Origin of the sequence: Rhodococcus sp. LB1 (assembly GCF_001583455.1) — a bacterium.
GTDB classification, from domain to species: Bacteria; Actinomycetota; Actinomycetes; order Mycobacteriales; family Mycobacteriaceae; genus Rhodococcus_F; species Rhodococcus_F opacus.
Genome location: NZ_LTCZ01000334.1, coordinates 123,079 through 147,392 on the forward strand (window position 1 = coordinate 123,079; position 24,314 = coordinate 147,392).

Here is a 24,314-nt window from a genome sequence, read left to right on the forward strand (position 1 = left end):
GTTGCAGTGGTCTGTCGAGGGAGCCCGGCGGCTCCAACTACGAGGGAGTGATCGAGATGACCGAGACCCAGGTGACCTGGCTGACCCAGGAGTCACATGACAGGCTCAAGAGCGAACTCGACCAGCTCATTGCCAATCGTCCGGTCATCGCCGCCGAGATCAACGAGCGTCGCGAAGAGGGCGATCTGAAGGAGAACGGAGGCTACCACGCGGCCCGCGAAGAGCAGGGTCAGCAGGAGGCACGCATCCGCCAGCTTCAGGAACTCCTGAACAGCGCGAAGGTCGGCGAAGCGCCCACCCAGTCCGGTGTCGCACTGCCCGGTTCCGTGGTGAAGGTGTACTACGACGGCGACGAGAAGGACACCGAGACGTTCCTGATCGCCACCCGCGAAGAGGGTGCACGCGACAACAAGCTCGAGGTCTACTCCCCCAACTCCCCGCTGGGTGGCGCACTGCTCGAGGCGAAGGTCGGCGAAACCCGCGAATACACGCTGCCCAACGGCAGCAGCATGAAGGTGACGCTCGTCAGCGCGGAGCCGTACCACAGCTGATCTCGGATCCACCGCCGAAAACTCCGGTCCGGGCCAAGCGCCCGGGCCGGAGTTTTCTGCATCGACGCCGGTGGGTGGGATCAGAAGACCCTGCGGGCCTTCATGTCGGCGAACACGGGGCCGATGCGCACCACGTCACCCGTCGTCGGGGCGTGCAGCATCTGACCGTTGCCGACGTAGATCGCCACGTGTCCCGGCCCACCCGACTGCCAGTTGCCGAACAGCAGGTCTCCAGGCCTGGCCTGCGACAGCGGCACCTCCACGCCGACATTCCACTGCGTCTCCGACGTGCGGGGCAGTTTGACGCCGGTGGCGGCGTACACGGCGAACGAGGTCAGCCCCGAGCAGTCGAAACCGCCGCCGGACGGTCCGTTGATGTTGCCGCCGCCCCACACGTACGGCAGACCGATGAACCGCATGGCCGCCTCGACTACGCGGCTGGTGTCACCGGCGGCGGCACCGTAGAAGAACGGCGACAGCATCCGCGCGAACGACTCCTCCAGCGATCGGATCCGCGCGACGTACGGCTGCGTTTCGTGCTCGTAGTCGAACTTGCCGGCGGGCATGCCACCCGCGGTCCGGACCGCACCCGCACCCGCGTTGTACGCGGCGATCGTGAGGTCGAGGGTGTCGCCCTTGACCACACCCTCCTTCTTCCAGCCCTCGATCTGCCCGAACAGATCGCACAGCATCTGACCGGACGCCATCATCGGGTCGGCGACGCCGTTGATGTCGACCTTGCCGTCGCCGTCCGCGTCCTTGCCGTATTTGGCCCACGCGGGGGGCATGAACTGGCCGGGACCGCGGGCGCCCGCCCGGGACACCGGTGAGGTCGCGCCGTATCGGAAGCCGTTCTCGACGGAGTACAGGGCCGCCAGTGTCGGCGGCTTGATGCCCTCGCACAGCGACCCGGCCTTGCGGATCCACGGCGCGAAGACGGCGATGGCGCCGACCGGCGCGAGCGAGACACCGGGGAAGCCGGCGGGGACGGACGGGATCAGCGACCCGAGTCCGCTGATCAGGGCGGGGACCCCCGGCAGAGCGGCGAGGCCCCCGATCGCGTTTCCGACGTCGGGGGCGCTCATCGCTGGGGGCTGGTCGAGTGGCGTGTCCGGCAGCGCCAGTGGGGGAACCGGAGCAGGCGGCGGAGCCGCCTCGACGGCGGGTGGCGGCGGAATGTAGGGGTCGGTTGCCTGCTTCACCACATCCGAGGCCTGGGCCACCATCTGCTCGGCCTGCACGCGGGCCGGTTCGGGGAGGGTCGACAATGCGTCGTTTACTTGTTTCTGAACGTCGGGTGAGGCCTGCTCGACCACCTGAATTGCTTCTGCTGCTTGATCTTTCACCGGCTGCGGTATGTCCGCTCCCTGAACGATGGCCCCCGCTGCGGTGGTGATCGCCACGATGATCGCCGCTGCATCAACTGACATACGTGCGCTCCTCCTCCTCGGTGCACCTAACCGAGTGAGTTCACGTTACGACGGGGCACAGCAGATGCGAGGCGATTCTGCGGGATTGATCCGTTCCCTACCGTGACCTGCGGGAGCGCGACACCTGGCGAATCACGGCTGTCGGGCACGACTGCATGCGACGCGCCGGGCGTGCGCTGCACCAACTGTGCACTCGGCGAGGAGAGACAGATTCTTCCCAGGTTGTTCTAAGGTTCGTCGGGGAAGCTGGTCGGCATGAGTGAAGACCGACGGATTTCCCGCCTGCTTCCCGTTCGCCGCGTCCTCGCGGCAGCCGGAATCGCCGGACTGGTCGCCGGTGGTGGTATGGCGGCGGCAGCGGACCCCGCGACCCCCGATTCGACGGTGGCAGCGCCCCTGGTCTCGGCAGGATTCGGCGCACCGGACGCCGTGTCCAGCGGTTCCTGAGATCGCGCGACCGGAGAACTACCACATGACCAGCGCACGCAGCGCAACCGAATGGTCCACCTGGGGTGTGCACGCACGCATCGTCGTCACCGACCCCGACGCCCTGAGTTCGGCGTCGAACCTGATCCGCGGCTACCTCGCGGCCGCCGATGCCGCCGTCAACCGGGACCGCGCGGACGCCGAGATCCGCTCCCTCGACGAGGGGCCGAACACGGTCACACCGATGTTCGCGCGGTTCCTGACCGACGCCCTCGCCGCAGCGCGCACCACGGAGGGCGCACTCGACCCCACGGCGTCGGCCCCCGCACCCCAGTCGTGGCGGTCGATCACCGTCGACGGCACCGAGGTCACGCTCCCCGCCGGCGTGGAACTCGACCTGACGGCGACCGCGCGGGCGAGTTCCGCCGACCACTGTGCGTCGACGACGGCGGAGCTGCTCGGGTGTGGCGTCCTGGTGGCGCTCGGCGGAGACATCGCCACCGCCGGGACCACGCCACCGGGCGGCTGGCAGGTCCAGGTCCAGGACCTGCCGGGCGACCCCACCTGTCAGGTGTCGATCCCGTCGGGTGCGGCCGTCGCGACCGCCAGCACCGTCAAGCCGCTGCATCCCGACTCGATCTCGTTGTGGCGGACCGTGTCCGTGGTGGCCGAGTCGTGCACCACCGCGCACGCGTCGAGCACGGCCGCGGTGGGGATGGGCGGCGGTGCGATCGACTGGCTCACCAACCTCGAGCGGCCTGCCCGGCTGGTGGATCAGGAGTTCCGGGTGATCACCCTGGGCGGGTGGCCGAGCTAGGTCCGGCTATTCCTGCAGGCGAACTGCGTACTGGGCGTCGCGCAGTGCGTCGAGGAGATCCTGCCGGTGGCCGGGGCCACGGGTCTCGACGGTGAGGAACACCTCCACCTCGTCGAGCGCAAGCGCGCCGCCGGTGCGGGAGTGGACGACGTCCACCACGCTGGCGCCGTTGCCGCTGATCACGCCCAGGAGGCTGACCAGACCACCCGGTCGGTCCGGAATGGTCACGTGCACACCGAGATACCGTCCGGCCGCCCGAAGGCCGTGATTGACGACGTGGGTGAGCAGCAACGGGTCGATGTTGCCGCCGGACAGCACCGCGCACACCTTCCCGGTGAGTCCCAGCTCCTCCGTCGAGCAGCTGATCAACGCAGCCACCGCCGCTGCGCCCGCAGGCTCCACGATGAGCTTCGCGCGTTCGAGGCACAGGAGCAGCGCCCGGGACAGCGCGTCCTCGCTGACCGTCACGATGGCGTCGACCTGCGAGCCGACGTGGGCGAACGGCACGTCGCCGGGCCGGCCGACCGCGATGCCGTCGGCCATCGTCGACATGGTCTCCAGCGGAATCGGACGGCCCTCCGCCAGCGAACGCGGCCACGCGGCCGCCTGCTCGGCCTGGACGCCGACGATCCGCACGTCCGGCCGGGTGGCCTTGACCGCCGCGGCGATGCCCGCGATCAGCCCACCACCGCCGGTCGGGACGACGAGCGTGCCGACGTCGGGTTCCTGCTCGAGGATCTCGAGCCCGACAGTCCCCTGTCCGGCGACGATGTCGACGTGATCGAAGGGATGGATGAGGACGGCGCCGGTCTCGTCCGCGAACTCCTTCGCGGCGACGAGCGCGTCGTCCACCGTGTCCCCGGTGAGGTGGACGGTGGCGCCGTACGCCTTGGTGGCGACGAGTTTCGGAAGTGGTGCGCCGGTGGGCATGAACACGGTGGACGGGATGCCCAGTTCCGTGGCCGCCCAGGCCACACCCTGCGCGTGATTGCCCGCGCTGGCCGCCACGACCCCGCAGGCCCGTTCGGCGACCGACAGATTCGCGATCCGGTTGTACGCACCGCGCGGTTTGAAAGATCCTGTGCGCTGCAGGTTTTCGCACTTCAGCGAAACGACGTGCCCGCATCGTTCCGACAGCGCCCGGGACGCGATCATCGGCGTCCGGCGCATGACGGGGTCCAGCAGCTTACGAGCTGCTCTGATCTGATCCAGCGTGACAGGCTCCACGCGGGCCAGCATAGGGCGCTCCGCGCCCCGTGCGTGGTTAACGAGTCCAGAGGCTCGTCACCCACGCACGGGCGCCGGAGGCGCCTACTTCAGCGCCTGCTCGATGTCGCCCACGAGGTCGGCGGCGTCTTCGATGCCGACGGACAGGCGCACGAGGTCGTCCGGGACCTCGAGCAGCGAACCGGCGGTGGAGGCGTGGGTCATGGCACCCGGGTGCTCGATCAGCGACTCGACGCCGCCGAGCGACTCGGCCAGCGTGAAGATCTCGGTGCGCGAGCAGAAGTCCAGCGCGGCCTGCTTGCCGCCGGCGAGGCGGACCGAGATCATGCCGCCGAAGCGGCGCATCTGCTTCTCCGCGACCTTGTGGCCGGGGTGCGACTCGAGTCCGGGGTAGATGACCTGCGACACCGCGGAGTGCCCGGTGAGCAGTTCGACGACCTTCTCGGCGTTGTCGCTGTGCCGCTCCATGCGCAGGGAGAGGGTCTTGATGCCGCGGAGCGTGAGGAACGCGTCGAAGGGTCCGGGGACCGCGCCTGCACCGTTCTGCAGGAACGCGAACGCCGTGTCGAGTTCCTCGTCGTCGGTGACGAGTGCGCCGCCGACGACGTCGGAGTGTCCGCCGATGTACTTGGTGGTCGAGTGCAGCGCGACGTCGGCGCCGAGCTGCAGCGGCTGCTGCAGGTACGGCGAGGCGAACGTGTTGTCGACGACGATCTTCGCGCCGGCCTCGTGCGCGACGTCGGACAGTGCCTCGATGTCACCGATGTTGAGGAGCGGGTTGGTGGGCGTCTCGACCCACACGAGCTTGGTGTTGGGCCGGATGGCTGCCCGGACCGCGTCCACGTCGGACACCGCGGCGGGCGTGTACTCGATGCCCCACTGGGTGAAGACCTTGTCGATCAGGCGGAACGTTCCGCCGTAGGCGTCGTTCGGGATGACCAGGTGGTCGCCGGGGCGAAGCGCGGCACGGAGCAGGCAGTCGGTGGCGGCCATGCCCGAGCCGAACGCGCGACCGTACGTGCCCGACTCGAGGGCGGCGAGGTTGGCCTCGAGCGGTCGCCGGGTGGGGTTGCCGGTGCGGGCGTATTCGAATCCGTTACGCATGCCGCCGACGCCGTCCTGCGCGAACGTCGAACTCGCGTAGATCGGGACGTTGACGGCGCCCGTCTGCGGGTCCGGGTCGAATCCTGCGTGCACGGCCTTGGTGGAGAACCCCTGCCAGCTGATGTTGTCCGCTTTGCTGCGCTGCTCACTCATGGCCCCCAGCCTAGTGGGGACCTAATTCTCCAGATACTCCGCGATCGCGAACGCGACCTCGAGCTTGGTCGCGTCGCTGACGGAGGGGTCGAGCGCGTTGACGATGATGCTGTGTTCCGGGGTGAGCAGGGCCATGGCCACGACGTCGAGGACCACCCCGCCGAACTCGGCGGAACGGGGGTCGGGGACGACGTTCGTCCCGTTCCGCATCTCGACGAGGACGGCAGGATCCGTCACCTGCGGCTTGACCGACGCGGTGATGGTGCTCATGACATTGGTCGGTCCCTTGGACCACGAGCACGTCGGATCGGTCGAGCCGGGCAGGACGGCCTCGGTGAGATGCGGCCGGTCCGACACCAGCCGGCCGAGTGCCTTCGTCAGCGCGGCGCAGTCAGCGGACGCCCCGGAAGGAGACGTTCCCGAAGACACCGAGTCGACGTCCGACGATCCCGGCTGTGCGACCGCGGCACCCTCGATGCTGTTCCCGCATCCGGCGGCGGCGAACCCGAGCAGGGCGACCGGCACCACCAGAACACGACGTAGACGAACACTCACTGTGATTCCCCCTCACGGACACCGGACCGGTGCCCCGCTGTGCACCGTACGTTCCGTGCGCAGCGGGGACCAGAGTTGTCGTGCCCGGCCCTCGACGTGTCGTCTAGGAGCCGGCGCTGAGGAACCCGAGAAGGTCGTGGCGGGTGATGACCCCGGCGGGTTTACCGTCGTCGACGACCATCAGCGCGTCGGTGTCGCCGAGCGCCTTGGTGGCGGCCGACACGGGCTCGCCCGACCCGATGAGCGGGAACGGCTTGCTCATGTGCTTCTCCACCGGGTCGGCCAGATGTGCGCGTCCCTCGAACACGGCACTGAGCAGGTCGCGCTCGGTGACGCTGCCTGCCACTTCACCGGCCATGACGGGCGGCTCGGCGCCGACGACGGGCATCTGGGACACCCCGTACTCGCGGAGGATCTCGATGGCGTCGCGCAGCGTCTCGGACGGGTGGGTGTGGACGAGGTCCGGGAGTTCGCCGGACTTGCCGCGCAGCACGTCGCCGACGGTCTTCTCGTCGGGCTTGCCGTCGAGCGGGGTCCGGAGGAATCCGTAGGACGCCATCCACTTGTCGTTGAAGATCTTCGAGAGGTATCCACGACCACCGTCGGGCAGCAGGACGACGATGACGGCGTCGGGGCCCTCACGCTTGGCGACCTCGAGTGCGGCGACGACGGCCATGCCGCACGAGCCGCCGACCAGCAGGCCCTCTTCGCGCGCGAGACGACGGGTCATCTCGAAGGAGTCGGCGTCGGACACCGCGATGATCTCGTCCGGGATGGACGGGTCGTAGGCGGTCGGCCAGAAGTCCTCGCCCACGCCCTCGACCAGGTACGGACGCCCGGTGCCACCCGAGTACACGGAACCCTCGGGGTCGGCGCCGATGACCTTGACCTTGCCGCCGGACACCTCCTTGAGGTATCGGCCGGTGCCGGTGATGGTGCCGCCGGTGCCGACGCCTGCGACGAAGTGCGTGATCTTGCCGTCGGTGTCGGCCCAGATCTCGGGGCCGGTGGTCTCGTAGTGGCTCTGCGGGCCGCCCGGGTTGGAGTACTGGTTGGGCTTCCAGCCGCCGGGGAGCTCGCGGGCGAGCCGGTCGGAGACGCTGTAGTAGCTGTCCGGGTGCTCGGGCGCGACCGCGGTGGGGCACACCACGACCTCGGCGCCGTAGGCCTTGAGGACGTTCCGCTTGTCTTCGCTGACCTTGTCGGGGCAGACGAACACGCACTTGTATCCGCGCTTCTGGGCCACCAGGGCGAGGCCGATGCCGGTGTTGCCGGACGTGGGCTCGACGATGGTCCCACCCGGCTTCAGCTCACCGGACGCCTCCGCGGCGTCGATCATCTTGACCGCGATGCGGTCCTTCGAGCTTCCACCCGGGTTGAGGTATTCGATCTTGGCTGCAACGGTCCCGTGGTTCTCCCCGATGACAGAAGAGAGCTTGACGAGAGGGGTGTTGCCGATCAGGTCGACGACGTGTTCCGCGATGCGCATGCCTCCATGCTCCCAGATGCCCTGATCCGATGCTCACAGACGTCCGGCACGGGGGCCCTGATCCGACTAGATTGGTGCGGACGCAGTCCGCTGGAACCCGTGAGATGAGCACCAGGTAGCGGAAAGGTGAGACCAGTGCCCAAGAGGACCTGGCAGAGCGGAGTGAAAGCCGGCGCCGCGGCTGTCGTGGCAGGTTCGAGCGCAGGCACGCTGTCGTGGGCGGCGTACTCCTATCTGATGTCCCAGGCGACGGCGGCCCGCGGTGTGATCGGGCGCAACGTCGCCAAGCCGCCGGAGGCCGACGGCGTCTACTCCCCCGGCGCCGCGGTCCCCGAACGCTGGCTACGGACCGTCTCGTACGACGTCCATCTGATGATTTTCGGCGACTCCACGGCCGCCGGGGTGGGATGCCTGTCCGCGGACGAAGTGCCCGGTGTGCAGATCGCGAGGCGCCTCGCCGACGAGACCGGCAAGCGGATCCGGCTGAGCACCAAAGCCATCGGCGGCGCCACATCCCGCGGACTCAGCGGACAGGTGGACGCGATGTTCGTGGCCGGACCGCCGCCGGACGCCGCCGTGATCCTGGTCGGCGCCAACGACGTGACGTCCAAGAACTCGATTCGGGCGTCGGCGCGCAGGCTCGGGGAAGCGGTCGAACGGCTCCGCGCCCACGACTGCGCGGTCGTCGTCGGAACCTGTCCCGACCTCGGGGTGGTGACCGCGATTCCGCAGCCCCTGCGGACCGTCGTCCGGACGTGGGGGTTGCGCCTGGCCCGGGCGCAGGCGGCCGCGACCAGCGCGGCGGGTGGCCACCCGGTGGCGTTGGCCGACCTGCTGGCGCCGGAGTTCCTGGCGGCCCCCGACCGGATGTTCTCCTCCGACCACTTCCACCCGTCCGCGGCGGGGTACGAATTGGCGGCGATGCAGATCGTGCCCGTTCTCGCGACCGCTCTGGGCATGTGGCACGGCGGACCGCTGCCCGACCTGCCCGAAGTGTCGGAGGCCGCGGAATCACGCAAGCTGTCGACCCGAATGACAGCCTCGCTCAACCGTTTCCTGTGGCGACGCAGTGCCCGGCGACGCTCACCTGCAAGCCTCGACGAGCTCCTCGCGATCGAGGAGGCGTCAGCGTCCAGGACGCGACGGGTCGCTGAGTGAGATGGCGATGTCCCCGGTGCCGCCCGGCAACGTAAGTTGTCGGGAAGGCCACAGAACGGGTGGTCTGCAACACAGCGCAGACCCCCGCAGTTGACAAAGGAGTTTTCATGCCCGAGGCAGTCATCGTCTCCGCAGTACGCTCACCGATCGGCCGAGCCATGAAGGGCTCGCTCAAGACCATCCGCCCGGATGATCTGACGACGCAGATGGTGGCCGCGGCTCTGGCGAAGGTCCCCGAACTCGATCCCACCGAGATCGACGACCTGCTCCTCGGCTGCGGCCAGCCCGCCGGCCAGTCCGGGTTCAACATCGCGCGCGTCGTCGCCGTGCAGCTGGGATACGACTTCCTGCCCGGCGTCACCGTCAACCGCTACTGTTCCTCCTCGCTGCAGACCACCCGCATGGCACTGCACGCCATCAAGGCCGGCGAGGGCGACGTGTTCGTCTCCGCCGGCGTCGAGTCGGTGTCCAGCTTCGTCACCGGCAACGCCGACGGCCTGCCGAACACCAAGAACCCGAAGTTCGCCGATGCCGAGGCCCGTACCGCGAAGCTCGCCGAGGGCGGCGTCGCGTGGACCGACCCGCGCGGGGACGAGCAGATTCCCGACGTCTACATCGCGATGGGCCAGACCGCCGAGAACGTCGCATCGGCCACCGGCATCACCCGTGAGGAGCAGGACCGCTGGGGCGTCCGCTCCCAGAACCGCGCGGAGGAAGCGATCAAGAACGGCTTCTTCGAGCGGGAGATCACCCCGGTCACCCTCCCCGACGGCACCGTCGTGTCCGCCGACGACGGCCCGCGCGCCGGCACCACCTACGAGGGCATCAGCCAGCTCGAGCCGGTGTTCCGGCCGGACGGCACCGTCACCGCCGGCAACGCGTGCCCCCTCAACGACGGCGCCGCCGCGCTCGTCATCATGTCCGACACCAAGGCCAAGGCCCTCGGCCTGACCCCGCTGGCCCGCATCGTGTCCACCGGGGTGTCCGGACTGTCCCCCGAGATCATGGGCCTGGGCCCGATCGAGGCCGTCAAGAAGGCCCTCGCCATCGCGGGCAAGTCCATCTCGGACATCGACCTGTTCGAGATCAACGAGGCGTTCGCGGTCCAGGTTCTCGGATCGGCCCGCGAGCTGAAGATCGACGAGGACAAGCTGAACATCTCCGGCGGCGCCATCGCCCTCGGCCACCCGTTCGGCATGACCGGTGCCCGCATCACCAACACCCTGCTCAACAACCTCCGCGAGCAGGACAAGACGTTCGGCGTCGAAACCATGTGCGTCGGCGGCGGGCAGGGCATGGCCATGGTCCTCGAGCGCCTGAGCTAGGCCCTCCGGGCCCGTGAGTGGTTGACGAGTGCAGAGACTCGTTAACCACGCACGGGCGCGAAGCGCCTACCCGAGGATGTCGGTGGCCTTGTGGTCGGCGTCGACTCCGTCGGCCATTATCACCAGTCCGTCGGAATGCTCGGCGCGGAGCGGGAGGATCTCCCGGTACGCGTCGGACGCGTACCAGCCTTCGAGGTGCTCGCGGTCGGGGAACTCGATGACGATGAACGCGCCTTTGGACGTTCCCTCGACCACGTCCTGGCGTCCGCCGTGGACGATGAACTTGCCGGAGAACGGGCGGAGGGTGCCGTCGATGCGTTCGAGGTATTCGACGATCTGCGGACCCATGTCGACGTTCTCGAGGTGGGCCATTCCGTACGCGCTCATGTCGTGCTCCTTCGGGTGGTGCTGGTTGCTGCACACGACATTCCTCCGCCGGGATACGCGCGTCGATTACCTCCGAGGTAATCGAACCGGGCACCGCACAACAGAGAAGGCCCCCGAGAGCATGCTCTCGGGGGCCTTCTCGTGGAACTGCTAGTCGCTGTTGAAGTAGCTCAGGAGTCGCAGGATCTCGACGTACAGCCACACGAGGGTGACGGTGAGTCCGAATGCGACGCCCCACGCTGCCTTCTCCGGCGCCTGGGCGCGGATCAACTGGTCGGCGGCGTCGAAGTCCAGCAGGAAGCTGAACGCGGCGATGCCGATGCAAACGAGGCTGAAGATGATCGCCAGGGGACCGCCGTCGCGGAGACCGAGGCCGCCTTCGGTGAAGAAGCTGGCGATCACGTTGCCGAGGGCGAGGACGACGACACCGATGAGGGCGCCGATGATCATCCGCGTCAGGCGGGGCGTGACTCGGATCGCGCCCGTCTTGTAGACGACGAGCATGCCGAAGAACACGCCGAACGTGCCGAGTACGGCCTGGGCGATGAGCGCCGCTCCCCCGACTCCACCGAACGTGACGTCGGTGAACATGAACGACAGGGCGCCGAGGAACAGGCCCTCCGCCACCGCGTAGGCGAGAACGATGCCCGGGTTGTCCATCTTGCGGCCGAACGTGGCCACGAGGACCAGCACGAGACCGACGAGGCCACCACCGATGACCAGCGGGGTCGCGAGGTTCGCGTCGTTGTTCACCAGGAAGTAGGAGATGATCGCCGACACCGTGAGCACGCCGAGCGTGACACCCGTCTTGGTGACGACGTCGTCGATGGTCATCGAACGGTAGTCGGGGCCCGTCCGGTAGGGCTCGGCCTGCGTGTACTGCGGCTGACCGAACTGCTGCGTGACCTGCGCTGCGCCGGCCGTCGTAGATCCGAACGAGGCGTATCCGCCGCTGCCCTCTTGTTTGGGCAGGTTGCGGAACACCGGGTTACTGGTGGTGCGCACCGTGCACATCCCTTCTCGTGGCTCGCCGGGTGGATCCGGGTTTCTTGTACGTTGAACGTCCCGCACCCACCGCAAGTTCCCGTTCGTCGCTTTCGGGTCGGACAATTCGGACTCTACCGGTGCCGTGGGGACACCCGCCAGACGAGGCCGGTCGGCGTGGCGGTCAGGCCACCGACCGGGTGACCGTGAATTTGGGATTCCGGCCGACCACGTCGGTCGGACCGACGAGCCGCTGCAACCGGCCCCGGTATCCGAGGTGCGAGTTGTACACGGTCCACAACTCGCCGCCGGGCCGGAGGACCCGCCCGGCTTCGGTGAACATCTTCGACGCGCCACCGGTGTGGACGGCCGCGCCCACGTGGAACGGCGGGTTGCACAGGACGACGTCCTGGCTGTCGGTGGCGAGTGTGGACATGGCGTCGTCGCGCAGCGTGCGGACCCGTCCGTCGAGTCCGTTGGCGCGGGCGGTGGCGGCGGCAGACGCCACCGCGGCGGAGGACTGGTCGGTGGCGATCACCGACACCTCCGGGAGGAGCCGGGCCAGGCTGACGGCGAGAATGCCCGTTCCGCAGCCGAGGTCGACCGCGGCGCGGGCCCGGGGGTTCACGCGCGGAAGGAAGTCGAGGAGATACCGGGTCCCGATGTCCAGCTTGGGACCGGCGAACGCGGCCCCGTACGAGACGACGTCCAGCCCGATCTCGGCGAGATGATCGGTGACGGGATACGTCTGCTGCGCCACCTCCACCGGACCGCTCGCGATCAGCACCCGCGACTTCTGCCTGCCGAGGGTCGCGCGGACATCGGAGAACGAGCGCCCCAGCACGTCGTTCATGGCGGTGGAGATGTGCTTGTTGCGTCCACCCGCGTAGACGACGACGGACGGGTCGGCGTGGCGGGCGATCGCCTCGGCGACCTCGGTCAGTTCGCCGAGACTCCGCGGCAGCTGCATCAGCACGACAGTTGCGCCCGCGAGCAGCTCCTCAGAGAGCGCGCACGACCGGTACCGGTCGGCGAGCCCGACCGTCGCGGCGTTGGCGGCGAGCGCCAGTTCGCCGGTCAGCGGGTCCTGGTGCACGCGGATTCCGGTGGAGCCGTGCGTCGCCGCGGCGCCGAGGGTAAGCGCACCGTAGTGGTCGCCGATCACGGCGAGCGTCCCGGGGCACGCTGCCGACAGGGCCGCCGCGGCCTCGTCGAGGATCAGCCGGTCGGCGGCGTCGACGGCCGTCAGGTTGGGGGCCTCGACGTCGGGACGGCGGCGGAGGCGGGCGAACAGGGCGTCCCGGTCGAACACTTCGGAGTCGAGCACGTTACTGCGACACCCACTGCGCGACGTTGGCGACGGGTTCCCGGTGGGTGCGGAATCCGTTGACGGGGTTCTCGGTGTCGGGGTAGCCGAACGAGATCGCGCAGACGACCCTGCGGTCCTCGTCGAGCGAGAAGAAGTCGTGGATGAACCGCGAACTTCCCGCGACGGCGGCCTGCGGAATGGTCGCGACCCCGAGGCTCTGCGCGGCGAGGAGGAACGTCTCGACGTACAGGCCGCAGTCCACGGCGCCGTACGTGCCGAGTGCTTCGTGGGTGGTGACGATCGCGACGTGCGGCGCGCCGAACAGGTCGAAGTTCTTCATCGTCTGCTCGGCCGACGCGGCCCGGTCGCCGGGCGCGATGCCGACGCTGGAGTACAGCTGCATGGCGCACTCCCGGCGGCGTTGCTTGTGCTCGCCGACGTATTCGCGGGGCCACTCGAAGTCGGACTCCTGCGGGTGGGTGCGGACGTACTCCGCCAGCCCGGAACGGAACCGCTCGGTCCCCTCCCCCTCGGTGATCGCGACCTGCCACGGCTGCGTGTTGCACCACGACGGCGTCTGCTGCGCGAGCTCGAGGATCCTCTCGATCACGTCGCGCGGCACCTGCGTCGGTAGGTAAGCCCTGCAACTGATCCGCGCGTCGAGGAGCTGGGCCAGGGTCCGCTCGGCCAGGCTCGTGTCCGCTGTCGCAATACCGGTATCCGTCACCGTCGAATTCTCCTCGGGTCTACTCGTTCTCGAACACCGCTCTCTGTGTCGTGCGACCGCGATATGCTGGCGTCAGTGCACCGAGAAGGTGATTTCATTGAGTGTGCCACGACACCCGGAAAGCAGTTCCGGGCCGACCGACTCGGATCCGCAGGCTACCAAGCGGATCGTCGTGACCGACATCGTCGCGGAGCTGTCGTCGGAGGGATTCGACGACGCCCGCGAGATCGGCCGGGGAGGGTTCGGGGTCGTCTACCGCTGCCTTCAGACAGCGCTCGACCGCACGGTCGCGATCAAGGTGCTGTCCTCCGATCTGGATGGCGAGGACCGCGAACGCTTCCTGCGGGAACAGCGTGCGATGGGAAAATTGTCGGGGCATCCCCACGTGGTCGACATCCTGCAGTCCGGTGTGACGCGCAGCGGCAGGCCGTACATCGTGATGCCGTACCACTCGCGCAATTCGCTGGACGCCTGGATTCGCCGCGAGGGGCCGCTGCCGTGGAGTGAAACGCTGCGCGTCGGTGTGAAGCTGGCGGGCGCTCTGGAGACGGCGCACCGGCTCGGTACCCTGCACCGCGACGTGAAACCCGCCAACATCCTGCTCACCGGATACGGCGAACCGCAGCTCACGGACTTCGGCATCGCGCGGGTCACGGGTGGATTCGAGACCACGTCGAGCATGATCACCGGGTCACCCGCGTTCACGGCGCCGGAGGTCCTCCGGGGTGACGCACCGTCCGCGGCTTCCGACGTGTACAGCCTGGGCGCCGCCCTGTTCTGCCTGCTCACCGGGCACGCCGCGTTCGAGCGGCGGAGCGGGGAGCGGCTCGTCGCGCAGTTCCTCCGCATTGCGACGCAACCGGTTCCGGACCTGCGGGGCGAGGACATTCCCGACGACGTGTGCGCGGCCATCGAGCGCGCCATGTCCGAGGAACCGACCGACCGCCCGGCTTCGGCCGCGGAATTCGGCCAGGAACTCCGCGACATCGAGCGCAGGCACGGGCTCGACGTCGACGAGATGGCGCTCCCCGCGGCGGCCGACGAGTTCCCGCGCACCGAGCACACGGCGGCGCCGACCACGCAGTCCTCGACGTCCGGGCACAGTCGCAGCTACCGTCGGCGGTCGGGTGCCACTCCGCCGAGCGCCGCGGCCCGCTTCCGGCCGCCGACCCCGATGCGGTCCCTGGTGGAACGCACCCGTCTCCTGGATCTGCTCCGGCTGGGTCAGCGGAGGCGGTTGACGCTCATCCACGCACCCGCCGGTTTCGGGAAGAGCACGGTGGCCGCGCAGTGGCGCGACGTGCTCATCGAGGACGGCTCCGCCGTCGCCTGGCTGACGGTCGACAACGACGACAACAATGTCGTGTGGTTCCTGTCCCACCTCGTCGAAGCGATCCGCCGGGCCGAGCCGACCCTGGCGGACGAACTGGGGCAGGCGCTCGACGAGAACGGTGCCGAAGCGGAACGGTATGTGCTGACCTCGCTGGTGAATCAGGTCCACGACAGCAGGCGCCATGTGGTGGTGATGATCGACGACTGGCATCGCGTGACGTCGCCCGACACCATCGCCGCGATGGACTTCATCCTCGAGAACGGCTGCCACCACCTGCAGATGGTGGTGAGCAGCCGAAGCCAGGCAGGACTTCCGCTGGCCAAGATGCGGGTGCGTGACGAACTCGTCGAAATCGATTCCGTGGCTTTGCGCTTCGACCTCACTGAGTCGCAGCGGTTCCTGGTCGACCTCGGTGGACTGCATTTGGAGGACTCCGACGTGGAGGCGCTGGAGGAGACCACGGACGGGTGGGTCGCGGCGCTGCAACTGGCATCGCTGTCGCTGCGTGATCGCGCCGATCCCGGCGATCTCATCCGGCACATGTCGGGCCGCCACCATGCGATCGGTGAGTACCTGGCGGAGAACGTGCTCAGCACACTCGAGCCTGCGCTTCTCGACTTCATGCTGGCCACGTCCGTCACCGAGCGGGTCTGCGGCGACCTCGCCTGCGTGCTGGCGAACGTGACCCGCGGTCAGGCCCTGCTCGAACAGGTCGAATCGCGCGATCTGTTCCTGCGCAGCCTCGACGAGGACCGGGAGTGGTTCGAGTACCACCACCTGTTCGCCGAGTATCTCCGCCGACGCCTCGAGCGCGATCATCCGTCGCGCGTGGCGGACCTGCACCGCGCGGCCGCGCACTGGTTCGCCGACCACCACTACGTCAGCGACGCAGTGGATCACGCGTTGGCGGCGGGTGATCGCGACGTGGCTGTCGCGGTGGTCGAGGAGCAGGGCATGTACCTGGTGGAGCACTCGCGGATGGTCGCGCTGCTCGGCCTCGTCGACAAGTTGCCGCGGCCGCTGGTCGAGTCCAGTCCCCGCATTCAGATCGCGGTCGCGTGGGCGAACATCCTGCTGCAGCGGGTGGCGCCGACGCTGCGGTCGCTCTCGCTGGTCGCGTCGACCCTCGAGTCCTCGAAGCTGAGCGAGACCGAGCAGGCGGACATCCGCGTGGAGGCCGACATCGTCCGCGCCGTGATCGCGGTGTCGTCCGATCGCATCGCGGGAGTTCCCGACCTCATCGCGGAATGTCTGGCCCGCCCGGAAACCCTACGCGCGTGGGTGGTTTCGGCGGGGTCGAATCTCGCATCCGCCGTCGCGATCGCCCAATTCGATTTCGTGGAGGCACGCCGCCTGCAGGAGTGGGCCACCGGGTACCACCAGCGGACCGTCGGACCGTTCAGTACGATGTACGGGTACTCCTTCGCCGGCATCGCCGCGATGGAACAACTCGACATCGCCGCGGCCGAGGACAACTTCCGGCTGGCCGTGCAGACCGCGACGAAGTCGGCAGGCACCCACTCACATGCCGCACGACTTGCAGGCGCACTCCTCGGCGAGCTGATGTACGAACTGGGCCATCTCGACGAGGCCGAACGACTCCTCGACGAGAGCTACGAGCTCGGGCCCGAGGGCGGCATAGTCGATTTCATGATCGCCCGCTTCGTCACGGGCGCACGGCTGAAGGCGGGGCGCGGCGACGTCGTGTCCGCCGCCCGCCACCTCGACGAGGGCGCGTCCGCGGCGGCGTCGCTGGGACTTCCCCGGCTGCGGGCCCGGGTCGAGAACGAGCGGGTCCGGCTCGGTCTGCCGGCCTCGCCCCAGCCCCCGGCCACTGCCGGGAAGGCCAACCGCGAACCCGATTTCGGTTTCGCCGAGATCGTCGCGCAGCTCGACGACGCCACCGAGATCCGGAAGCAGTCGGCCGACGAGCCCGACGTCGCGTGTCGCCGCGCGGAGGAGTGGGTGCGCAGGGTCGAACGGGAGAGTCGGCCGAGGGCGGCCATGCAGGCCAGTCGCCTGCTCGTCGCATGCCTGGTCGCGGCGGGCCGGGTCGACGAAGCGAAGCCGGTGCTGGCGTCCATCGCCGCGACGTGTGCACGAATCGGCTTCGTGCGCTACCTGATCGACGGCGGACCGCGCATGGTGCCCGCGCTGACGGCACTCCTCGAGGACAAGCGAGCCGGCCGCTGGCAGTCCGACTGGCCGGATGTTCCGGAAGAGTTCCTGGTTGCGGCGCTGGAGACGCAGACAGCGGTCGAGAGTTAGCGTGCGCTTTCTTGACTAATTCAAGAAACGATGGTGCAGTGTGACCGTGAACACACACGAGGGCGGGAGACGGCCACCACCACGTCGCGTCCCGTGAGTGTGGTTCGATCCGCGACGTCGACTGTCCATCGGCGAAGCCTCTTGCCCGACAGCCAGTTCCAGATAACCCACAGCGACAGCCAGCAACGAAGGGATCCACTGTGAGCCGAGAGACCACTGCGAACACGGGCGACAAGCTCACCACGGCCGTAGGCGCACCCGTCCCCGACAACCAGAACGTCGTCACTGCCGGGCCCCGCGGGCCGCAGTTGCTGCAGGACGTCTGGTTCCTCGAGAAGCTCGCACATTTCGACCGCGAGGTCATTCCGGAACGCCGCATGCACGCCAAGGGTTCCGGTGCGTACGGAACGTTCACGGTCACGAACGACATCACTCGGTACACCAGCGCGAAGATCTTCTCCGAGGTCGGCAAGAAGACCGACCTGTTCGCCCGCTTCTCCACCGTCGCCGGTGAGCGCGGCGCCGCCGACGCCGAGCGCGACATCCGCGGCTTCGCGGTCAAGTTCTACACCGAGGAAGGCAACTGGGATCTCGTCGGCAACAACACCCCAGTCTTCTTCTTCCGCGACCCGCTGAAGTTCCCCGACCTCAACCACGCCGTCAAGCGTGACCCCCGCACGAATCTGCGCAGCCCCGACAACAATTGGGACTTCTGGACGTCGCTGCCCGAGTCACTGCACCAGGTCACCATCGTGATGAGTGACCGCGGTATCCCCTCGTCGTACCGGCACATGCACGGATTCGGTTCGCACACGTTCAGTTTCATCAACGCCGAGGGCGAACGCTTCTGGGTGAAGTTCCACCACCGCGTGCAGCAGGGAGTCGAGAACCTCACCGACGCCGAGGCCGAGGCCCTGGTCGGCGCCGACCGCGAGAGCCACCAGCGGGATCTCTTCGACGCCATCGAGGCCGGCAATTTCCCGAAGTGGAAGCTGTGCGTGCAGATCATGCCCGAGGCCGACGCCGACACGGTCCCCTACCACCCGTTCGACCTGACGAAGGTGTGGCCGAAAGCCGACTACCCGCTCATCGAGGTCGGCGAATGGGAACTCAACCGAAACCCCGACAACTACTTCGCCGAGGTCGAGCAGGCCGCGTTCAACCCGGCGCACGTCGTGCCCGGCATCAGCTTCTCCCCGGACAAGATGCTCCAGGGCCGGTTGTTCTCCTACGGTGACGCGCAGCGCTACCGCCTCGGTGTGAACAACTACCAGATCCCGGTCAACGCGGCCCGTTGCCCGGTGAGCAACTTCCACCGCGACGGTGCCATGCGGGTCGACGGCAACAACGGTGGCACCCTGCACTACGAGCCGAACAGCTACGGCAAGTGGCAGGAGCAGAGCCGGTACCGCGATCCCGCGCAGGGTGTGGGCGCGTTCGCCGACCGGTTCAACTTCCGCGAGGACGACGACGACTACTTCTCGCAGCCGCGCGTGTTGTTCAACAACATGAGCGACGAGCAGAAGCAAGTGTTGTTCGAGAACACCGCGCGGGCCATCAACGGCGCGTCGCAGCAGGTCGTGCAGCGGCACATCGACAACTGCACGCAATGCGATCCCGCCTACGGCGAGGGCGTCGCGAAGGCGATCTCCGCGCTGGGCTGAGAACACCCGGGTCCGCCGCGGCATATCGTGGACTTCCGGACTCTTTTCGTGGGAGGACTGATGACCGATCCGTCGCCGCAGGACGGGACACCCCGTTTCAGCGGTCTGTGTGCCCTGTTCGTCAACTGCACCCTGAAGCGGTCTCCCGAGGTGAGCAACACCCAGGGGCTGATCGACCGCAGCGTCGGCCTGATGGAGAAGGAAGGCGTCGCGGTCGACCAGATCCGGGCGGTGGACCACGACATCGCGACCGGCGTCTATCCGGACATGACCGAGCACGGGTGGCCGAGCGACGAATGGCCCGAGCTGTTTCAGCGGGTGCTGGACGCCGACATCCTGGTCCTGGCCGGTCCGATCTGGCTCGGCGACAACGGTTCCGTCACGAAGCAGGTGATCGAGCGACTGTACGGTTGCTCGTCGATTCTCAACGACAACGGCCAGTACGCGTACTACGGGCGGGCCGGAGGTTGTCTGATCACCGGCAACGAGGACGGGGTCAAGCACTGCGCGATGAACATCCTCTACAGCCTCCAGCATCTCGGTTACGTGATCCCACCGCAGGCAGACGCCGGATGGATCGGTGAGGCCGGCCCGGGCCCGTCGTATCTCGACGAAGGGTCGGGCGGCCCGGAGAAACGATTTCACCAACCGCAACACCACGTTCATGACGTACAACCTCATGCACGTCGCCGCGATGTTGAAGAAGGCCGGCGGGTTCCCCGCGTACGGAAATCAACGTTCGGAGTGGGACGCGGGTTGCCGCCCCGACTTCGCCAACCCGGACTACCGCTGATCCGTCCCACTCGAGAGGGAAGTCATGTGCCGATTGTTCGGGTTGTCCGCCGCTCCTCATCGCGTCCGCGCGTCGTTCTGGCTGCTGGACGCCCCGGACAGCCTCGCGCAGCAGAGTCACCGCGAGCCGGACGGCACCGGACTCGGCACGTTCGCGGAGGACGGAACTCCGATCGTGGAGAAGCAACCGCTCGCCGCATACGAGGACAAGGAGTTCGCGCAGGAGGCGAAGCATCGCTCTTCGGCCACGTTCGTCGCGCACATCCGTTTCGCGACCACGGGTGAACTGCTTCCCCAGAACACCCATCCGTTCGCCCAGGACGGTCGCGTGTTCGCCCACAACGGCGTGGTCGAGGACCTGCCGAAGCTCGAGACGGAACTGGGCTCCGATCTCGCGCTCGTTCACGGCGACACCGACTCGGAACGCGTCTTCGCTCTCGTGACCAGTCACATCGGCAGGAACGGCGGCGACGTCACGGCCGGCATCACCTCGGCCGCCCGATGGCTGGCCGACAACGTGCCGATCTACGCGCTCAACATCCTGCTGACCACACCCGGCGAATTGTGGGCGCTCCGGTACCCGGACACCCACGACCTGCTGTTCCTCGAGCGGCGCGCGGGCGGTCCGAGCGGTGGTCGCCACCTCCAGCACGCGAGCACTCCCGGCCGGATCCGTGCCAGGTCCGAGCATCTCGCCGAGTATCCGGCGGTGGTCGTCGCCAGCGAGCAGATGGACGAGGACCCCGGCTGGATGCCGCTGCAGTCGGGCGAACTGCTCCACGTCGACCGCGACCTCGGCGTCACTCGTGAAGTGATCGTCGATCGGCCCCCGCGCTACCCGATCCGTCTGGCCGATCTGGGCGCCCGCGCCGCGGCATCGCAGACGGAGAAATAGCCGACTCCGGTCAGAACTCCACCCGCACGTGCTCGGAGACGGGACGCGCCTGGCACGCGAGGATGTAGCCGCTCGCAAGGTCTTCGGGATCGAGGATCGACGTGTTCTCCATGTCCACCTCGCCCTCCACCACCGTGCATGCGCAGGAACCACATTCGCCTTCGCGGCAGGAGTACGGGACGTCGAGTCCCTTCGAGAGCATCACGTCGACGAGCGTCGCGGTTCGTGGCCAGCTCAGGTTGTGCGCTTCGCCGTCGAGTTGCACCTCCACCGTCGACGCCTCCCCCGTGTCCGGCAGTGAGTCGACGACGACGTCGGCGAACGGATCGCCGGAGAGCGACGTGAACACCTCGGCGTGCACGCGGTCGCGCGGCGTCCCCGCGAGCGCGAGCGCCTCGTGGATCGCGTCCATGAAGGGTCGCGGTCCGCACAGGTAGGCCCGGTGGTTCCGGAACCGGTCCGACAGAGTGGCCAACTGCCGCGGCGTCGGCAGACCCTGCACGCTCTCGAGCCAGTGCACGACTGTCAGCCGGTCGTCGTGGCGGGCCGCGAGCTCCCGCAACTCCCCGGCGAAAATGATCGACTTCTCGTCCCGATTGGCGTAGACGAGAACGACTTTCCCGTCGCCCTCGCTGAGCGCCGACTTGAGAATCGACATCACCGGGGTGATTCCGCTGCCCGCGGCGAACAGGATCAGGTCTTCGTCCAGGCTGGCCGGTGTGAACACCCCGGCGGGCGGCAGAACCTCGATCCGGTCTCCGACGCCGACGTTGTCGCACAGCCAGTGTGAGCCGTAGCCGCCTGCGGTGCGTTTGATCGTCACCTTCGGCAGGGCGTCGGTGAACGGCGAACTGGCCAGGGAGTAACACCGGGCGACGGATCCGGTCCGGTCGCTCGGGATACGCAGGGTCAGGAACTGTCCGGGCTTGTAGGCGAATTCGTGCCGGCGCTCGTCGGGGACGTCGAACACCAGCGACCGGGCGTCGGACGTCTCCTCCACGACAGCGGCCACGGTGACCACTACTGATCGCGAACTGCGTGGTGTTTCAACGGTCGTCATCGCGATGGTGCCCTCTCGCTACGGTAATTCGATCCTGCCGAAACTAGTGCAGATCGAGCGCGCCGGCCCCTGGCCTTCCCGCTGTGCGGGACCCGGATGCCCGCCGTCAGCCCCAACGAGACTGCCCGCCGTCCAGGGGGATGGTGGCCCCGGTGAGGTAGCCCGCGTCCTCGCTCACGAGGAACACGACGGCGCGTCCGATGTCGGTTTCGGCGTCGCCGACCCGTCCGAGCGGGATGCCCGCCACGAACTCCGCCGCCTCGTCCGGGTTCCTGTCCATCCATCGCTCGAGCGCCGGACTCTTGGCGTGCGGGGCGACGGACAGCACCCGGATGCCGTCCCGGCCCCACTCGCACGCCGCCGACCTGGTCAGCGAACGCATTCCCTCCTTGATCGAGCCGTATGCGCCGTAGTTGCTCGCGTCCCAGCGCACCGCCGCCGACGTGACGAGGTTGACGATGACGCCACCTCCCCGGGCCTTCATGTGCGGGTGACACGACTGCATCATGCGCAGCGTCGCGAGCGGCCCGGTGGCGAAGGACCGCTCGTACTCCTCGTCGACCACCGACAGGATCGGTCCCGGTGTGCAGTCGTTGGCGTTGTTGACCAGGATGTCGACGCCGCCGAACACGTCCACGGTCCGCTCGACGGCGGACGCGATGTCCGCACGCCTGCTGACGTCGCACACGACCGGCTCACTGCGGGCACCGAATCCCGCGAGCAGCCGGCACGTGGTGTGCAGTTTCGACTCCGTTCGCCCGGCGACGACGATCGCCGCACCCTCCTTGGCGAGGGCCGTGGCGATTCCCTGCCCGATCCCCTGCCCCGCACCCGTGATCAATGCGACCTTGCCGTCGAGCTTGCCCATGTCCACTCCCGTTCGCCTACTATCAAACCAAGCATTTGCTTGTTTCCGGCCCTAGTGCCGCTTTCACGCGATCAATTCGAGCGCCAGGCATCCTCGCGCTCCCTCACTCCGAAGGCTTCCCGTGACAAACCTCCCTCCCCTCGATTTCCATGGCCGGAGCGTCGTCGTGACCGGCGGAACCAAAGGCATCGGTTTCGTCGTCGCCGCGTCGTTTCTCGCCGCGGGCGCGAACGTGCTCGTCTGTGGCCGCTCCACGCCGGACACCCTGCCCGCACACGGTGACCGCACCGCCGCATTCCGGGCCACCGACGTCCGTGATCCGGCCGACGCGGCGGCACTGATTGACGAGGCCGTGACCCGATACGGCCGCCTCGACGTTCTCGTCAACAACGCGGGTGGCTCACCCGACGCGGACGCGGCCACCGTCTCGCCGCGGTTCGTCGAGAAGATCATCGCGCTGAATCTGCTGGCACCCTTCACCGTTGCCCAGGCGGCCAACGCGGTGATGCAGCAGCAGTCCGACGGCGGGGCCATCGTGAACATCGGCAGCGTCTCCGCTCACGATCCGCAACCCGGAACCGCCGCCTACAGTGCGGCGAAGGCGGGGCTCCTCGTGCTGACGAAAGCGCTTGCGCTCGAATGGGCTCCGAAGGTGCGGATCAATCACATCACCACCGGACTCATCCGCACCGAGAGTGCGGCCTCCGTCTACGGCGAGGACGGCGGCGCCGCCGTCACCCGGACCCTGCCGATGGGACGGATGGCTGTGCCGTCCGACATCGCGGGCGCCTGCCTGTTCCTCGCGAGCGCCCAGGCGTCGTACGTGAACGGCGCCGATCTCGCCGTCCACGGCGGCGGTGAATACCCGGCGCGGTACCTCGCGACCCATTTCTGACCCCGCCTCCCCCGCCGAATGTCACCCCGGTTCGGTTCACCTGCACCGGTGTGACATTCGGCGACGGCGGGCGACCGTGCTGTCAGCCGAACGCGGCGCGGGCCCCGGCGATCACCGGGCGGTCGTCCTCGACGAGTTCGAACGACGCATCACCCGCATCACCCCAGGCCCGCAACGTCGGCGCGTCGCCCGGGTAGACCGGTGCGGCGAATCGTCCCTCCAGCCGGACGAGGTCGGCCGGGTGGACGTCCAGCGCTCGGGCGAGTTCCAGCGTGCTCGCGGCGAGCGTGCACAGGCCGTGCATGATCGGCCGGGGCTGTCCGATCCGCTCGGCCGCCGCCGGGTCGATGTGGATGTGGTGCCGGTCGCCGGTCAGCCGGTACAGCGCCGCCTGGTTCCCCGCGGTCCGCAGAACAGCGTCCACGGCCGGTTCACCCTCGGGCCGAGACGGTTTCGCGGGACCTCGATCGCCGCCGAAACCGCCGGCGCCGGGCGCGAACAGCGACCAGGTGGCGACGAAGAACTCGGACTCGACGCGCACGTCGAACACGGCGGCCGAGCCCTTGTCCCACACCTCGCCGACCGACGCCGACAACGCGATCTCGCCGCGACGGGGAAGCGGCGCGAGCACCGTCAGTTCCTGCGATCCGTGCAGCGCCGTCTTCGTGTCGAACGCGCCCCGCGACCCCAGTTCGTCAGGCGCCCATTGGGCGAGGGTGAGAGCGAACGTGGGCAGCACCCGCAGATGCTCCTCGAAGACGAGGTCCAATTCGGTGGCCCGCGCACCCACCGACAGTGCGTACAGGATGGCGTCGCGCTCGTCGTAACTCACGGTGCGGGTGCCGAGGTCCTCGCCTCGCCACGCTCCTGCCGTCGTGCGTTCGGTTGTCGTCATGA

The 24,314-nt window shown here is 68.3% G+C and carries 21 protein-coding genes and 1 pseudogene; 10 read left to right on the forward strand and 12 right to left on the reverse strand.

The features are described from left to right. The first annotated feature begins 56 nt into the window (after window positions 1-56). On the forward strand, window positions 57-551 hold the full coding sequence (gene greA / locus AZG88_RS33630) for a transcription elongation factor GreA (protein WP_005238978.1): 495 nt from the start codon (window positions 57-59) through the stop codon (window positions 549-551). An 80-nt stretch (window positions 552-631) separates the two neighbouring features. Here greA and AZG88_RS33635 read toward each other — a convergent pair whose 3' ends face one another. After that, window positions 632-1,981 carry a C40 family peptidase gene (locus tag AZG88_RS33635; protein ID WP_005238977.1) on the reverse strand — a complete coding sequence of 450 codons (1,350 nt, stop codon included), beginning with the start codon at window positions 1,979-1,981 and terminating at the stop codon, window positions 632-634. A gap of 255 nt (window positions 1,982-2,236) precedes the next feature. On the opposite strand from AZG88_RS33635, the gene AZG88_RS33640 reads away from it, so the two are divergent. Both AZG88_RS33640 and AZG88_RS33645 read left to right on the forward strand, forming a co-directional pair. Further along, window positions 2,237-2,428, forward strand: coding sequence for a hypothetical protein (locus AZG88_RS33640; RefSeq protein ID WP_009479096.1), 192 nt, complete (start codon window positions 2,237-2,239; stop codon window positions 2,426-2,428). 25 nt (window positions 2,429-2,453) lie between these two features. Next, complete coding sequence (locus AZG88_RS33645; RefSeq protein ID WP_061041597.1) at window positions 2,454-3,224, forward strand: FAD:protein FMN transferase; 771 nt, start codon at window positions 2,454-2,456, stop codon at window positions 3,222-3,224. A 6-nt stretch (window positions 3,225-3,230) separates the two neighbouring features. Here AZG88_RS33645 and ilvA read toward each other — a convergent pair whose 3' ends face one another. The 4 genes from ilvA to AZG88_RS33665 all read right to left on the reverse strand — a co-directional run bounded on the left by ilvA (window position 3,231) and on the right by AZG88_RS33665 (window position 7,752). Then, window positions 3,231-4,463, reverse strand: coding sequence for a threonine ammonia-lyase (gene ilvA / locus AZG88_RS33650; RefSeq protein WP_061700277.1), 1,233 nt, complete (start codon window positions 4,461-4,463; stop codon window positions 3,231-3,233). 72 nt (window positions 4,464-4,535) lie between these two features. Then, window positions 4,536-5,708 carry a cystathionine gamma-synthase gene (locus AZG88_RS33655; protein WP_061700278.1) on the reverse strand — a complete coding sequence of 391 codons (1,173 nt, stop codon included), beginning with the start codon at window positions 5,706-5,708 and terminating at the stop codon, window positions 4,536-4,538. A 21-nt stretch (window positions 5,709-5,729) separates the two neighbouring features. Continuing rightward, entirely contained in the window at window positions 5,730-6,263 is a 534-nt protein-coding gene (locus tag AZG88_RS33660; protein WP_061700279.1) for a hypothetical protein, read from the reverse strand. Between the two features lie 103 nt (window positions 6,264-6,366). Continuing rightward, window positions 6,367-7,752, reverse strand: coding sequence for a cystathionine beta-synthase (locus AZG88_RS33665; RefSeq protein ID WP_005238969.1), 1,386 nt, complete (start codon window positions 7,750-7,752; stop codon window positions 6,367-6,369). Window positions 7,753-7,887: 135 nt separating this feature from the next. On the opposite strand from AZG88_RS33665, the gene AZG88_RS33670 reads away from it, so the two are divergent. Both AZG88_RS33670 and AZG88_RS33675 read left to right on the forward strand, forming a co-directional pair. Next, window positions 7,888-8,910, forward strand: a complete 1,023-nt coding sequence (locus AZG88_RS33670; RefSeq protein ID WP_061041595.1) for an SGNH/GDSL hydrolase family protein — start codon at window positions 7,888-7,890, stop codon at window positions 8,908-8,910. A gap of 107 nt (window positions 8,911-9,017) precedes the next feature. Continuing rightward, complete coding sequence (locus AZG88_RS33675; protein WP_061700280.1) at window positions 9,018-10,235, forward strand: acetyl-CoA C-acetyltransferase; 1,218 nt, start codon at window positions 9,018-9,020, stop codon at window positions 10,233-10,235. A gap of 66 nt (window positions 10,236-10,301) precedes the next feature. Here the strand turns inward: AZG88_RS33675 and AZG88_RS33680 are convergent, their stop codons facing one another. From AZG88_RS33680 to AZG88_RS33695, 4 genes are all read right to left on the reverse strand, one after another. Next, window positions 10,302-10,622 carry a DUF1330 domain-containing protein gene (locus tag AZG88_RS33680; protein WP_061700338.1) on the reverse strand — a complete coding sequence of 107 codons (321 nt, stop codon included), beginning with the start codon at window positions 10,620-10,622 and terminating at the stop codon, window positions 10,302-10,304. A gap of 150 nt (window positions 10,623-10,772) precedes the next feature. Further along, window positions 10,773-11,627: a Bax inhibitor-1/YccA family protein gene (locus tag AZG88_RS33685; protein ID WP_179443148.1), complete on the reverse strand. Its 855-nt coding sequence runs from the start codon at window positions 11,625-11,627 to the stop codon at window positions 10,773-10,775. 163 nt (window positions 11,628-11,790) lie between these two features. Further along, complete coding sequence (locus AZG88_RS33690) at window positions 11,791-12,933, reverse strand: class I SAM-dependent methyltransferase (RefSeq protein WP_061700281.1); 1,143 nt, start codon at window positions 12,931-12,933, stop codon at window positions 11,791-11,793. Window position 12,934: 1 nt separating this feature from the next. Continuing rightward, window positions 12,935-13,642: a nitroreductase gene (locus tag AZG88_RS33695; protein ID WP_061041592.1), complete on the reverse strand. Its 708-nt coding sequence runs from the start codon at window positions 13,640-13,642 to the stop codon at window positions 12,935-12,937. Between the two features lie 103 nt (window positions 13,643-13,745). On the opposite strand from AZG88_RS33695, the gene AZG88_RS33700 reads away from it, so the two are divergent. The 4 genes and pseudogenes from AZG88_RS33700 (at window position 13,746) to AZG88_RS33715 (ending at window position 20,594) form a co-directional block, all read left to right on the forward strand. Continuing rightward, the gene (locus tag AZG88_RS33700) at window positions 13,746-17,243 is read left to right on the forward strand and encodes a serine/threonine-protein kinase (protein ID WP_061700282.1); all 3,498 of its coding nucleotides are present in this window, start codon (window positions 13,746-13,748) and stop codon (window positions 17,241-17,243) included. A 200-nt stretch (window positions 17,244-17,443) separates the two neighbouring features. After that, window positions 17,444-18,907 carry a catalase gene (locus AZG88_RS33705; RefSeq protein ID WP_005238953.1) on the forward strand — a complete coding sequence of 488 codons (1,464 nt, stop codon included), beginning with the start codon at window positions 17,444-17,446 and terminating at the stop codon, window positions 18,905-18,907. A 60-nt stretch (window positions 18,908-18,967) separates the two neighbouring features. Beyond that, a pseudogene (locus tag AZG88_RS33710) lies at window positions 18,968-19,700 on the forward strand (flavodoxin family protein). A 24-nt stretch (window positions 19,701-19,724) separates the two neighbouring features. Further along, entirely contained in the window at window positions 19,725-20,594 is an 870-nt protein-coding gene (locus AZG88_RS33715; protein WP_061700283.1) for a class II glutamine amidotransferase, read from the forward strand. Window positions 20,595-20,604: 10 nt separating this feature from the next. Here the strand turns inward: AZG88_RS33715 and AZG88_RS33720 are convergent, their stop codons facing one another. Both AZG88_RS33720 and AZG88_RS33725 read right to left on the reverse strand, forming a co-directional pair. Beyond that, on the reverse strand, window positions 20,605-21,654 hold the full coding sequence (locus AZG88_RS33720; RefSeq protein ID WP_061700284.1) for a ferredoxin--NADP reductase: 1,050 nt from the start codon (window positions 21,652-21,654) through the stop codon (window positions 20,605-20,607). A gap of 106 nt (window positions 21,655-21,760) precedes the next feature. Next, entirely contained in the window at window positions 21,761-22,522 is a 762-nt protein-coding gene (locus AZG88_RS33725; protein WP_061700285.1) for an SDR family NAD(P)-dependent oxidoreductase, read from the reverse strand. A gap of 121 nt (window positions 22,523-22,643) precedes the next feature. Between AZG88_RS33725 and AZG88_RS33730 the strand changes: the two genes are divergently transcribed. After that, window positions 22,644-23,417, forward strand: a complete 774-nt coding sequence (locus AZG88_RS33730) for an SDR family oxidoreductase (protein WP_061700286.1) — start codon at window positions 22,644-22,646, stop codon at window positions 23,415-23,417. Between the two features lie 82 nt (window positions 23,418-23,499). Here AZG88_RS33730 and AZG88_RS33735 read toward each other — a convergent pair whose 3' ends face one another. Next, complete coding sequence (locus tag AZG88_RS33735; RefSeq protein WP_005238945.1) at window positions 23,500-24,312, reverse strand: MaoC/PaaZ C-terminal domain-containing protein; 813 nt, start codon at window positions 24,310-24,312, stop codon at window positions 23,500-23,502. Window positions 24,313-24,314 lie beyond the last annotated feature (2 nt).

Bases quoted from the DNA above. Each gene is read 5' to 3' on its own strand.
- AZG88_RS33720 (WP_061700284.1), bottom strand. From the start codon at position 21,654: ATGACGACCGTTGAAACACCACGCAGTTCGCGATCAGTAGTGGTCACC.
- AZG88_RS33645 (WP_061041597.1), top strand. From the start codon at position 2,454: ATGACCAGCGCACGCAGCGCAACCGAATGGTCCACCTGGGGTGTGCAC.
- ilvA (WP_061700277.1), bottom strand. From the start codon at position 4,463: ATGCTGGCCCGCGTGGAGCCTGTCACGCTGGATCAGATCAGAGCAGCT.
- AZG88_RS33635 (WP_005238977.1), bottom strand. From the start codon at position 1,981: ATGTCAGTTGATGCAGCGGCGATCATCGTGGCGATCACCACCGCAGCG.
- AZG88_RS33665 (WP_005238969.1), bottom strand. From the start codon at position 7,752: ATGCGCATCGCGGAACACGTCGTCGACCTGATCGGCAACACCCCTCTC.
- AZG88_RS33680 (WP_061700338.1), bottom strand. From the start codon at position 10,622: ATGAGCGCGTACGGAATGGCCCACCTCGAGAACGTCGACATGGGTCCG.
- AZG88_RS33725 (WP_061700285.1), bottom strand. From the start codon at position 22,522: ATGGGCAAGCTCGACGGCAAGGTCGCATTGATCACGGGTGCGGGGCAG.
- AZG88_RS33640 (WP_009479096.1), top strand. From the start codon at position 2,237: ATGAGTGAAGACCGACGGATTTCCCGCCTGCTTCCCGTTCGCCGCGTC.
- greA (WP_005238978.1), top strand. From the start codon at position 57: ATGACCGAGACCCAGGTGACCTGGCTGACCCAGGAGTCACATGACAGG.
- AZG88_RS33655 (WP_061700278.1), bottom strand. From the start codon at position 5,708: ATGAGTGAGCAGCGCAGCAAAGCGGACAACATCAGCTGGCAGGGGTTC.
- AZG88_RS33715 (WP_061700283.1), top strand. From the start codon at position 19,725: ATGTGCCGATTGTTCGGGTTGTCCGCCGCTCCTCATCGCGTCCGCGCG.
- AZG88_RS33735 (WP_005238945.1), bottom strand. From the start codon at position 24,312: ATGACGACAACCGAACGCACGACGGCAGGAGCGTGGCGAGGCGAGGAC.
- AZG88_RS33675 (WP_061700280.1), top strand. From the start codon at position 9,018: ATGCCCGAGGCAGTCATCGTCTCCGCAGTACGCTCACCGATCGGCCGA.